This is a genomic window from Marinifilum sp. (genome assembly GCF_965230805.1).
Taxonomy (GTDB): Bacteria; Bacteroidota; Bacteroidia; order Bacteroidales; family Marinifilaceae; genus Marinifilum.
In genome coordinates this window covers 4,106,956-4,119,000 of record NZ_OZ246019.1, presented here as the reverse complement: position 1 = coordinate 4,119,000, position 12,045 = coordinate 4,106,956, and the positions used below count along the sequence as shown (strand labels likewise).

The window sequence follows — 12,045 nt, the reverse complement described above, 5'->3', positions numbered from 1 at the left end:
CCGTAACTACTATGGCTTCTGCTGACTTCTTGTCATAACCAACTCGTGGTTGACAAGATCTCCCCTGGTAAGAGCATTTTCCTTCCTCCAATTCCTGCCTGATCTACTACTTTGGTGTTTCTCTAAAAAAGAGTTAGGACGTCGACATGATGTGCTGCCTTATCCAACCTCATAGCCTCATATCAGGTTCCTGTTCGTCAGTACCGGATTTTGTAGTCTCGCTTCCTTCAGTGCATACCTCACGGTAAACCACCTTGTGACTTACTAATGCTTCCGAGAGTCACCTCGGCACATAAGGGACTTACACCCTCTGGAAAATTAACATACTTATTGTTAGCTCTTTTGACTAAATATTTGCATATTTAAACTTTTTCAAGAGCTTACAAATAAGTGTGCTCTTGCTCATGCAGGGCACACACAATGTATATAGCAAATAGGCGTGATGGTAGTAAATTCAACGGCTGTAGCCCGCTCCAACTTCATCTTGGTTTGATAAGTTTGAAGCCCGCAATCGCCTACTTGCCATATACTCAACGTTGGCAATAATAACTTTTGAAGAATGAAATATTTATTACTAATTGGAATATTATTAACTCCTTTTATTATAAGTGCTCAGATAATTGGTGCAGTAATAAATGACGCTGATGGATATACTAATATTAGAGAAAAAGCTTCCATTAAATCAAGTATTGTAGGTACGCTAAAAGAAAGTGACATTTTCGATTATAATGGAGATGATTGGTATAATGATTCATTATGGATTGCTATTCATTTGAATAGCAGTTTCACCCAAAGTCGTAATGCCAAGGGTAAATCAGGTTATATACACAGAAGCAGATTAAAGCCAATAGAAAGAATTACAGATGAAGTTCAGATAGATACATTGAAAAAAAGCAGTGTAACTTTCAAAAATGATTCTATTTATATAGAAATTAAAACAGTAGGTATCTCATACGAAGAAGCAGTAGAATTATCAGGGGGAAATATTTTAGGAGTTGACCAAGGAGTTGGAGATCCAAGGTGTCGAATCTATGATATTGAAGTTAAAATAAATGATCAAATTGTTGAAGTCCCTAAGAATTCATTTAAAGATCTATACAATATTAACTTAGACAAAGTATCAGTAAAGACATGGAAAAGTCAATTGATAATAGTAATGTCGAATGGCAGCTATTCTGGATTCTATGAGGCATCATGGATCTTCAAAGAGAATAAATTCTTGAATAGGTTTTTATGCTTTGGTCCGTAACGTTACTATTGCCAACAAAAGTAACCGTTGCACAACCAAGTAATATTTCTAAAAAATAAGATAAAAGCCATAAAAGTATGCGGATTTGCAAGCTTTTAAGGCTTTGTTTTTTCTGTGTTTTTTGCTTGTGCTTTAAATTATTAAGTGCTTAAATTAACTCTAATTAAGCCAATACACTTCTTCAGGGAATGAAACAGAACAATGGCCTGATTTGTCATTGTTTCAGCTGTTTTATTCATAAATTTCATTAGTTTTTTAAGGTTATAGGCTGTTGCAGACATGTGCATTACCTTATTGGCCTGGGCAATTCCTATAGTGTTGATTTTTCGAAGTCCCATAAATTGTGTTAAGGTTCCGAAAACAGGCTCGACTTTAGATTGCCGTTTGCCTTTCATGTATCTGCCGAACTTGCTCTTCACCCTTTTGTTGTTGCGTTTATACTGCTCAACGTAAACAGTTATTGCGATACGTTTTTCATGGCTTTTGCCCAGGCATTTCTTCTTGATAGGACAGTTTTTGCAATCGCTTCGTTTGGTCAGATAATGATTCTGAAGAGAGTTGGTTACCATTTTTGTTTTTCGAAAAGTAACTTTCTTTCCCATGGGACAAATCCAGTAGTTTTCCTCTTTACAGAAAGTAAATCCTTCGGGACCGCCCTTGTAAGTTCCGTGTGGAGGTATGTAGCTGATAATGTTTTCCTTTTCCAGAAAAGCATAGTTTTCTCCGCTACTGTAACCGGCATCGGCAAGAAGGGTTGTCCACAACAAGCCTTGATTTTTAAGTCTTCGCTTTAAACGTTTTGTGGCATCCTGCAAGTATTGATTGTCTTTTTTATCAGCATGGTAGGCTTTTACATCGGTGATCACATGATTGGCAGTATCAACACTGATATTATTTAACGTGAGTTCGACGTAACATTCTATCCACAGAAAGTTCTATTTGGGATAGATTTGCATTAAAAATTTGGAAAGAATAGCGGGCTATTTTGAGGAATTTTTAATGTGAAGATGTCGTAAAGAGAACTTTCCATTATGTGTTTGCCTGCTTTCGGCATAAATTTCCTCAAATCTTCTTGAAATATCCCGATATTCCTTCGAAAATTTGAGAAAATTTCTACTCAAAATCAGATCAAACTGTGAACGAATTTTACGTCGAACTCACGTTTAATAAATATTTTAGTCATGCGCTTTTCAGAATAAATCAAAAAAAACATCAATCCAGTTTGGTGTCTGCATTTTTATCAATTTGCTTCTCTCCTATTTGATCAACACCCTTGTTCCAGTCATGAACAACATTCCATTTGATTGTTATTTTTATTTGTTCTATATAAATTTAGTCTAAACAAATCAATAAGGGAATTGACATGGAATCTATTAAATTAATCATTTGGGATTTAGACGACACATTTTGGACAGGAACATTATCGGAAGAAGGAATTGTTCCCATTGAAGGAAATATTGAACTCATAAAATTCCTTAGTTACAGGGGAATCATGAATTCTATTTCCTCGAAAAATAATTTTGAAAAAGCCAAAGCAAAACTTCTTGAATTAAATATTTGGGAATACTTTGTATTTCCACAAATCAATTGGAACCCAAAAGGAAACAATGTACAACAGATTATTGCCTCGGCGCAGCTAAGACCTGCTAATGTTCTTTTTTTAGATGACAATCATTTGAATTTGGCTGAAGTTGAATTTTATAACAAAGGGATACATGTTAAAGATCCTGATTTTATTACAGAAATTAAAAAACATCATGCCTTTAAAGGGAAAGATGACAGTGAGCTTTCGAGATTAAAGCAGTATAAAATTTTGGAGAAAAAGGAGAAGGAAAAAGAGCATTTCTCCGACAATTTGCACTTTCTCGAATCATCGGACATTCAGCTTGCAATAATTGATGATATAAATCCAATAACCGAAAGGATACACGAACTGATTAACCGAACCAACCAGTTAAACTATACCAAAAAAAGAATGGGTAAAGATGAATTGAACCTGTTGATTGGCAATTCTGCTTATGAATGTAAAGCTGTGAAAGTTAAAGATAGATTTGGTGAATATGGTATTGTTGGTTTCTATGCTTTGCACAAAAAGAAGAATCATTTAGAACACTTTCTTTTCTCATGCAGATCGATGAACATTGGTGTGGAGCAATATATGTATGCGAAATTGAATTTCCCGCTTGTATCAAGAGTTGGTGACGTTACTATTGAGCTGAATTCTGAAGAAAATCCGCACTGGATTAAAGAAGTGCATGATTGGACTCAAAACCTTCAAAACTCAAGTTCTACTTCAACAAAAATTCTTTTAAAAGGTGCATGTGACCTAAAGCAAATGGCTCATTACTTGTCTTATAAAAACTTGGAAATAGGTACTGAATACAATGATGTAAACCAAAATAACCACCCTATTCCTAAAGCACATACCGAAATTCTATTGCAATCGGAAAGTCTGGATAAAGAAAGTAAGAATGAGCTGATTGCTTCCATACCATTTCTGGATAAAAATGTATTCGAATCCCAAGTGTTTTCCAACAATTACGATATTTTGGTGTATAGTCTTCTAATTGATTATACACTTGATTTGTATCAATCGAAAACCTCAGGAATTAAAATCCCTTATGAATCTTATTCTGATTTTGTAAATGAATCGAAAGATGAATTTGTTGCTCGTTGTAAAAAACATGAATTTAAACATATGGATGAAGCATTTTATGACTTTTTTAGCACTAAATATGATTTTGTTGGGCAAATCAATGAAGAGAAGTTAATTAAGAATCTCGAAATCATTCGAAAGAAAGTGAACAGGCCTATTATTTTTATAAATGGTGCCGAGGTGGATACTCCTATTGCCAATAAATCAGAATATCAGAAAGCCAGAAAAAGACATGAAAAAATGAATGCTGCTTTAGAGCAGTTCTGCAATTCGCATAATGACACATATATTCTTGATGTAAGAGATTTTATTTCGGAAGCAGACATCAATCATAGTATCCGACACTACAAAAGATTGGTTTATGAAAATATGGCTGAGGCACTTATTTCTAAAATCGAAGATATTAATCAAAATAGCCTTGAGAGAAATGAATTTGATTTTCAGCTAAAAAGAACTTTAAAAATATTTAGATCCTCTATTAAAGATTTCGCCAAAATTATTCTGGCACGTGCAAGCTCTTTACTTTAATATTATACCAGTATTACAATGCAATAAGTCTTATTCTTTTGTAATTTTGAGTTATTCTTCGAAAAAATATTAAGCCTATGCCTTTTTGGGGCTTGATAGAACTCTTAATTCTAAACGATTTAAGACTCATTTCAGATTATATAATTCTTTTCCATTGGTGAGATGAAAGCCACAAGATCAAATAATCATCACCGTCTATGTTTAATAATTATTTTAATCATGCTCGTTTCATATGAAAACTAGCATGTATATCTCCAAAATATACTTAGCAGATCAGCTTATTGATTTTTCTTTTTAATTATATTTATTGTCGTAATAATTAAAAGACATGCAACGCATGATTTCCGCAATCGTCATTACAATAGGAATTAATTAATGAGCTCATTGTACCAAAACATTCATCAGGATTTGATTGAGCGTTGCGGAAAAAACGATCCCAAAGCGCAGATTAAAATTTACAATTTATACTTTAAGGCAATGTATAATTCGTCCTTGCGCATCGTAAAAGACGAAACCGAAGCCGAAGATATTATGCAAGAGGCATTTTTGTCTGCTTTCAAAAATATCGGTAAGTATAAAGGTGAAGTTAGTTTTGGGGCTTGGCTGAAACGAATCGTAATTAATCGTTCTTTAGATAGCTTAAAAAAGAAAAAACTAGATATATTCCCTTTAGAAGATGAGCTTTACAAGCTAAAAGAGGAAGATGTAAATTACGAAGTGGATGACGCCAAAGAACAAATTGAAATCATTAAAAATGGAATAAACCTGCTACCAACAGGTTACCGAATTATATTGAGTCTGTACTTATTGGAAGGCTATGATCACGAAGAAATTGCTAATGTAATGAATATTACGGCCTCTACTTCGCGATCGCAATTTTTAAGAGCAAAGAAAAAGTTGATTCAAATTTTAGAAGAAGAGAAAATCAAAAAATTGCTGTAAGCCATCCTTCTGCTTATGTTAATTAGTATTAACAATTGGATAGGAGGTTACAAACAATTCACTTAAAACTTGTTTGTATGATAGAATTAGAAAAAGTATTTAGAAAGCACAAAGAGGAGTTCGATGACAGGAATCCCGGGAATGATCATTTGGAAAATTTTCTTGGAAAGTTGAATAATGAACAAAAAAAGAAATCCCTGTTTGGGATTTCTGGATTTTTAAAAGTGGCAACAATAGCTATTTTTGTAGTTCTTTCAGGGATTACCGGATATCAGATACGTAAAATGCAAACTCCGGAACAACCCGGATTGGGTGCCATATCACCAGAGTACGAAGAAGTTGAGCTGTTTTATACATCTAATATCGATAGTCAACTAAAAATGATTGAGCGGATGGGAAATTTCGATAATACCAACCATCAAAGCATTTTAGCCGAAGAATTAAAAGAAATGGATAAACGCTACAATCAGCTTAAAGAAGAGTTAAAATTACACCCTGATGATGATAGAATAATTCAAGCAATGATCGAATATTATCAGGTAAAAACTAATGTTTTAAATAGAATTATTGAGCAATTGTATCAGGTAAGAAAGCAAACAAAGTCGAACTTAAACGTTTCGGCTTAAAGTAAAATACTACCACTAATAAACAGAATTTAAAAGCATTAAAATAGAACAACGATGAAAGCATTTAAAATTTCAACTATCCTTCTAATTTTTATAATTGGATTTGGTTTCAATTCTTTTGCCATTGATGAATACGAAAAAGAAATTATAGAAGTTTTTTCAGCCAGGAAAGGAACAGAATTAAAAATTAGTAACAAATATGGAGATGTTGATATCCATAATTGGAAAAAAGACTCGGTTTTGGTAAAGGTTTTAATTACCATTGAAGCCAACAGCGAAGAAAAAGCAAAATTACTTTTTACCAATATCGATATTAATATGGATAAAATTGGTAATGTAATTTCTGCTGCAACCAGAATGTCGCAAAAATTCAAAACCGGAAAAAAATTTAGTATCGATTACATTATTTACATGCCTGAATACATAAAAATTGATGTAGCAAACAAGTTTGGAAACATTTTTATTCAATCACTTAAAGAGAAAGCAAGCATTAATTTAAGCTATGGCAATTTAAAGGCAGAAAAACTTTTGTATCCTGAAGAAAAACCAGTTAGTACCATCAATTTAGCCTATGCAAAGGCCACAATTGACGAATGCAACAGAACCAAACTTACATTAAAATATTCGAAAATGAATATAGGAACAAGTAAGGCTCTAATTGTGGTAAGTCGTTATTCTAAACTTCACCTTGACAATAATGAAACTGTTTTTGCTGATTCTAAATACGATGCTTTCAACATTATAAATACCAATGTTTTCAAAATAAACATGGGTCAGTATTCTGATTTTAAGGTAGAAAATGTAAATAACGTATTGGAATTAAATCTTAGATATGGCAATTGCAAAATAGACAATGTTTCAAAGAATTTTGAATCTATTAAAGTGGACAACCAATATGTAGCAAGTAAAATTGGGATCGAAGAAGGCGCAAGTTATTCCTTGGAAGCAGAAACCAAATATTGTGGTATTAACTATCCTGATAATGCTAACGTAATTCAAAAGATTGTTGACAAATCGGAAACATATCTAAAAGTGATCGTTGGTAACTCGTCGGAGCCAAAAGCTAAAGTGAAAATCAACAGCCAATACGGCAATGTTAGTTTGAGATAATAAAAACAAACCCTCCATATACAAAGAGGCTGTCTTAAAAGTAGATTTATGTGTTGGTGAATTGAGTATTTGAAAAATCTTACAGATACCTACCCGAATACAAAATACTTTTAAGACAGCCTCTTTCGTATGCTAAATTTTATTTTCATTAAAATTATCAGGAATGAATCTTATCAATTCCTTCATATTATTGTAATTTTAAGACCTTAACATTAACAAAGCTAAAAATGAATATAGCCGAAAGAATAAACGCCTTGCGTTCCCTGATGATTGAAAAAGAAATTCAAGCTTATATTATCACAAGCTCCGATCCTCATATGAGCGAATATGTTCCTGCAAGGTGGACAAGCCGCCAATGGATTTCGGGATTTTCGGGATCAGCAGGAACTGTTGTGATCACCAATGATAAAGCCGGGCTTTGGACAGATTCCAGATATTTTATGCAAGCCGAAAAAGAATTGGCTGGGAGTGGAATTGAATTGTTTAAAATGGGTACAGAAAACACACCATCGGCTTATAAGTGGCTAAATACAGAACTTGATGTGGATGCTAACATTGGATTCGATGGCAAATGCTTATCTGTTGCTGAAACGAGAAATTTAAAGACCCATTTAGGTGATTTGGGAATCAGTATCATTGAAGAATTTGATTTGGTGAATGAAATATGGAAAGATAGGCCGGCAATACCAAATGGAGATATTTTCGATCATGAGTTAAAATATGCTGGTATGACCAGATATGCCAAGTTGACTAAGATCCGAAAGAAAATGGCTGAGCTTAATTGCAATTATCATTTTGCAGGCAGCCTGGATGATGTTGCCTGGATATTTAATTTACGCGGCAATGATGTAGATTTCAATCCTTTGGCCTTGTCTTATGCTTTAATCGAAAAGGAAAAAGCTACAATATATTTAAGCGAAAATAAGGTGCCTGAAAGTTTGGTAAAAAGTCTGCTTGATGATGAAATTGAAATAGCGGATTATGAGAGAGTATTTGCAGATTTAGAAGAAATTTCAGCCTCATCGAATGTGCTATTGGATATTAATCGCACTAACTTAAAAGCCTTTAAATCAATCTCTGCAAATATTATTGAATGCGAAAATCCGAGTCAACTTTTCAAAAGTACCAAAAACGAAGTGGAGATAGAAGGCATGAAGAATGCCATGAGAAAGGATGGTATTGCCTTAACACATTTCTATTACTGGTTGGAAGAAAATCTTGGAAAAACTAAGATTACTGAATTTACGGTAATAGAGAAACTAAAAGAATTTCGCGCGCAACAAGATAATTTTAAAGACGAAAGTTTTAATACCATTTGCGGATATAAAGATCATGGAGCACTTCCACATTACCATACAACTAATGAAAGTAACGTGGAAATTAAAAAAGATGGCATTCTTCTTATTGATAGCGGTGCACAATACCTTGATGGTACAACCGATATTACCAGAACCATTCCTCTTGGCGAATTAAGCAAAGAACAAAAAACAGATTACACCTTGGTTTTAAAAGGAATGATGCAATTGGCAATGGCAGTGTTTCCGGTAGGAACCAGAGGTTGTAATATTGATGCACTTGCAAGAATGGATTTGTGGAAGAATTTGCGCAATTATGGACATGGAACAGGTCATGGCGTTGGTTGTTTTATGAACGTTCACGAAGGGCCTCAAAGCATTCGTCAAGAATTAAAAGACCAGGCTATTATGAAGGGCATGATAACATCGAACGAACCTGCTTTGTACCGACCCGGAAAATATGGAATTCGTCACGAAAACCTTATTTTATGTAAGGATGCAGGTTCTTCTGACTTTGGTAACTATTTAAAATTCGAAACCATTACCCTTTGCCATTTCGAAACCAAAGCCATAATTGTTGAATTATTATCGAGCGAAGAAAGAAGTTGGCTGAACAATTATCACCAAAAAGTGTATGATACTCTATCACCTGATTTAGACGAAAAACATAAAGCTTGGCTAAGAGAAAAAACACAAGCAATATAAATTAACGTGAGTTCGACGTAAAATTCTATCCACAGAAAGTTATATTTGCGATAGATTTGCATTAAAAATTTGGAAAGAATAGCGGGCTATTTTGAGGAATTTTTGATGTGAAGATGTCGTAAAGAGAACTTTCCATTATGTGTTTGCCTGCTTTCGGCATAAATTTCCTCAAATCTTATTGAAATATCCCGATATTCCTTGGAAAATTTGAGAAAATTTCTACTCAAAATTAGATCAAACTGTGAACGAATTTTAAGTCGAACTCACGTTAAATTACAAAGAGGGTGTGCAAAAAGTAGGTTAAAATTATATTGTGTCATCTGTCTTTCATTTTATCTCATTTGCCAGATGGAAGCAGCAAGATCAAAATAATCATTATCGTGTGTGTTTAATATTTATTTTAGTTTTGCTCGTTTCATTTTAAACAAAGTGGAACATCTAATTCCCAATGATGAAGATTCTTGGATTTACCAGAATTAACATTCTACTTTTTGGACTTCCTTTTTTTTCTAGGAGTAAATTGTAGCAACGATTTTACGTCGCCCTCCCCTGTTTCTGAACTCACACAAATAAACTCCCTGCCAAGTTCCCATGTTTAATTGATGATTACTTATAGGAATCGTTAGCTCTGTCCCCATTAATGAAGCTTTAACATGCGCAGGCATATCGTCGGCTCCTTCGTAAATATGAGTATAATAAGATTGATTTTCAGGTACAATACGATTCATTATTGATTCGAAATCGTCGCGTACCGAGGGATCAGCATTTTCGTTAATGGTTAGCCCTGCCGATGTATGCTTGATAAACAAATGTAAAATCCCTGTTTCAGGCAGATTAGGCAATTTTTCTCTTATTTCGGAGTCAATTAAATGATACCCTCTCGAATAGGCAGGTAGTGTAAATTTTATTTGTTGAATCATTGTTGAGTTTTATCATTTGGTATGAATGCAATTTAAAGATTCGTTGGGCTAATATCAAGGATGTGGCAAATACTCATACGTGAGTTCGACGTAAAATTCTATCCACAGAAAGTTATATCTGCGATAGATTTGCAAAAAAAATATGGAAAGAATAGCGGGCTATTTTGAGGAATTTTTAATGTGAAGATGTCGTAAAGAGAACTTTCCATTATGTGTTTGCCTGCTTTCGGCATAAATTTCCTCAAATCTTCTTGAAATATCCCGATTTTCCTTCGAAAATTTGAGAAAATTTCTACTCAAAATCAGATCAAACTGTGAACGAATTTTACATCGAACTCACGTTAACTAATAATTTCACTGAAATTAGTCTCATTCTTTTATCCTTTTGAGTTTATTCTTCGTTAAAAAACATCGCTATCCTCAAAATAACTAAAGGCTCATACCAATTATGAATCAAAATATTTGATATTTAATTCCCCCTATTCAATGGTAATAATTTGAATGAGAAAATTGTCCAATCAATTAAACAACTTGCGAGCTTATAGGGCACAAATAGAAACTTCTGGATATAAATCACAAGTTAGCTCCTGGTTTTATTGCTTCAGATAAGGAATAACATATGCATAATACTAATTTAAATGTGTATTTTACTCACATCTTTGTGCATTTAACTACGATTTATAAGTATTTAACTAATTCGTACAGGTTTTTTACCTATAATTATAGGTATTATACTAACTAATATAGGTATAATACATATCAATGTATGTTTAGTACATACATCGGTAGATATTTTACAGGTAATTTTATGTATTTTACCATCATATATATGTATAAAATACATTTTCTTATACTTTATACATATATTATATTGATCCTATTCGTCATCGGCACATGACAAAGATATTTTGGATTTAGTTTTAAGCTATTTATACCCTCATTCTAAAGCTTCAAAAACAGAGCATCAAAACAGGTAGAAACTTTTGCATTAGAAACGTTATCATTTTTCTGTTTAGAATTATTTCCCATTTATAAGATGGAAGCCATCAGATCAAAATAATCATTAACAGCTAAGTTTGATAATTATTTTAATCATGCTCGTTTCATAAGAAAAATGGTAGAACTGGTCATACAAAAAAAATTCCCGGATTTGAACTTTGTCATGAGGGCTATCACGCAAAAATCCAAAACCGGGAACCACCTTACTTCATTTTACACGAAAAATCTTAATGTCCTATTCTTGCTTTAACTTTTATTGGCTCGGAGCTAAAAACCTCCTTAACCCTAGCAATCATTTGATTTTCGGTTATATTATCCTCTGATTCAACTTTTCTGACCCTGTCATTAAGCTTAGTGCACTTCTTGATATGCTTTGCCAGATGCACTTTTGTTTCTGCCGGGCCAAACAAATAAATCTCTTCCGCTTTGATCAGTTTCGTACTAATATTCTCAAAGTATTGCTTAAACTGATGTCTACGTCTATGAGTCATTCTCTTTGCAGGATTAATAAACTGATTACCCATTTTCGAATAAGCTTTTGTCTCTCCTTTAAATCGAACTCTGGTCTCTACTTCCGATTCAATTGTTTCGATATGGCCTTTGCCATTTTCAATTGTAATGATGTAGGCTTTTTCGGTATCTAACCAAACTCCCATGTTTTTTTTCATCATTGCCTCCTTTTAATAGATTCTAAAAAATAAATTGAATTACTAAAGTCATAAGGATCTTCTGAAAGATTTCTCCGTTTACAGGTCCTAACAAAATCAATGATGATATGAAAAACAACGAGCTTCATAAAGCATTGATTATATACTTATTAGAACATCCACCAATAAAATAAAATTACGAATAAATCTATGCCTTGTCAAGGCTGTTGGTAAAAAACAAAGCTTATTAAGACAAAATAAACACAATGCCAATTTAAAGATTCCAATAAAAAAGCACCTGGAAGAAATGAGATAATCACCACATTGTTTTAAAAGCTGAACAGTCTAAAAACTAACAAATTGGCAAA

9 protein-coding genes are annotated in these 12,045 nt (G+C 33.3%); 6 read left to right on the top strand and 3 right to left on the bottom strand.

Annotation, left to right across the window (positions count from 1 at the left end):
• The first annotated feature begins 559 nt into the window (after positions 1-559).
• Positions 560-1,249 (top strand): SH3 domain-containing protein, encoded by a 690-nt coding sequence (locus ACO05S_RS15990; protein WP_421919015.1) that lies wholly within the window; start codon positions 560-562, stop codon positions 1,247-1,249.
• A gap of 140 nt (positions 1,250-1,389) precedes the next feature.
• Here the strand turns inward: ACO05S_RS15990 and ACO05S_RS15985 are convergent, their stop codons facing one another.
• On the bottom strand, positions 1,390-2,139 hold the full coding sequence (locus tag ACO05S_RS15985; protein ID WP_421921297.1) for a transposase: 750 nt from the start codon (positions 2,137-2,139) through the stop codon (positions 1,390-1,392).
• A 473-nt stretch (positions 2,140-2,612) separates the two neighbouring features.
• Here ACO05S_RS15985 and ACO05S_RS15980 point away from each other — a divergent pair, with 473 nt between their 5' ends.
• The 5 genes from ACO05S_RS15980 to ACO05S_RS15960 all read left to right on the top strand — a co-directional run bounded on the left by ACO05S_RS15980 (position 2,613) and on the right by ACO05S_RS15960 (position 9,111).
• Positions 2,613-4,433, top strand: a complete 1,821-nt coding sequence (locus ACO05S_RS15980) for an HAD-IIIC family phosphatase (protein WP_421919014.1) — start codon at positions 2,613-2,615, stop codon at positions 4,431-4,433.
• 375 nt (positions 4,434-4,808) lie between these two features.
• Positions 4,809-5,375, top strand: a complete 567-nt coding sequence (locus ACO05S_RS15975) for an RNA polymerase sigma factor (RefSeq protein WP_421919013.1) — start codon at positions 4,809-4,811, stop codon at positions 5,373-5,375.
• Positions 5,376-5,452: 77 nt separating this feature from the next.
• Positions 5,453-6,001: a hypothetical protein gene (locus ACO05S_RS15970; protein WP_421919012.1), complete on the top strand. Its 549-nt coding sequence runs from the start codon at positions 5,453-5,455 to the stop codon at positions 5,999-6,001.
• 54 nt (positions 6,002-6,055) lie between these two features.
• Positions 6,056-7,111 (top strand): hypothetical protein, encoded by a 1,056-nt coding sequence (locus ACO05S_RS15965; RefSeq protein ID WP_421919011.1) that lies wholly within the window; start codon positions 6,056-6,058, stop codon positions 7,109-7,111.
• A 227-nt stretch (positions 7,112-7,338) separates the two neighbouring features.
• Positions 7,339-9,111 carry an aminopeptidase P family protein gene (locus ACO05S_RS15960; RefSeq protein WP_421919010.1) on the top strand — a complete coding sequence of 591 codons (1,773 nt, stop codon included), beginning with the start codon at positions 7,339-7,341 and terminating at the stop codon, positions 9,109-9,111.
• A 509-nt stretch (positions 9,112-9,620) separates the two neighbouring features.
• Here the strand turns inward: ACO05S_RS15960 and ACO05S_RS15955 are convergent.
• The gene (locus ACO05S_RS15955) at positions 9,621-10,031 is read right to left on the bottom strand and encodes a secondary thiamine-phosphate synthase enzyme YjbQ (protein ID WP_421919009.1); all 411 of its coding nucleotides are present in this window, start codon (positions 10,029-10,031) and stop codon (positions 9,621-9,623) included.
• Positions 10,032-11,257: 1,226 nt separating this feature from the next.
• Entirely contained in the window at positions 11,258-11,698 is a 441-nt protein-coding gene (locus ACO05S_RS15950) for a hypothetical protein (RefSeq protein ID WP_421919008.1), read from the bottom strand.
• Positions 11,699-12,045: the final 347 nt, after the last annotated feature.

Bases quoted from the DNA above. Each gene is read 5' to 3' on its own strand.
- ACO05S_RS15990 (WP_421919015.1), top strand. From the start codon at position 560: ATGAAATATTTATTACTAATTGGAATATTATTAACTCCTTTTATTATA.
- ACO05S_RS15980 (WP_421919014.1), top strand. From the start codon at position 2,613: ATGGAATCTATTAAATTAATCATTTGGGATTTAGACGACACATTTTGG.
- ACO05S_RS15975 (WP_421919013.1), top strand. From the start codon at position 4,809: ATGAGCTCATTGTACCAAAACATTCATCAGGATTTGATTGAGCGTTGC.
- ACO05S_RS15970 (WP_421919012.1), top strand. From the start codon at position 5,453: ATGATAGAATTAGAAAAAGTATTTAGAAAGCACAAAGAGGAGTTCGAT.
- ACO05S_RS15965 (WP_421919011.1), top strand. From the start codon at position 6,056: ATGAAAGCATTTAAAATTTCAACTATCCTTCTAATTTTTATAATTGGA.
- ACO05S_RS15960 (WP_421919010.1), top strand. From the start codon at position 7,339: ATGAATATAGCCGAAAGAATAAACGCCTTGCGTTCCCTGATGATTGAA.
- ACO05S_RS15955 (WP_421919009.1), bottom strand. From the start codon at position 10,031: ATGATTCAACAAATAAAATTTACACTACCTGCCTATTCGAGAGGGTAT.
- ACO05S_RS15950 (WP_421919008.1), bottom strand. From the start codon at position 11,698: ATGAAAAAAAACATGGGAGTTTGGTTAGATACCGAAAAAGCCTACATC.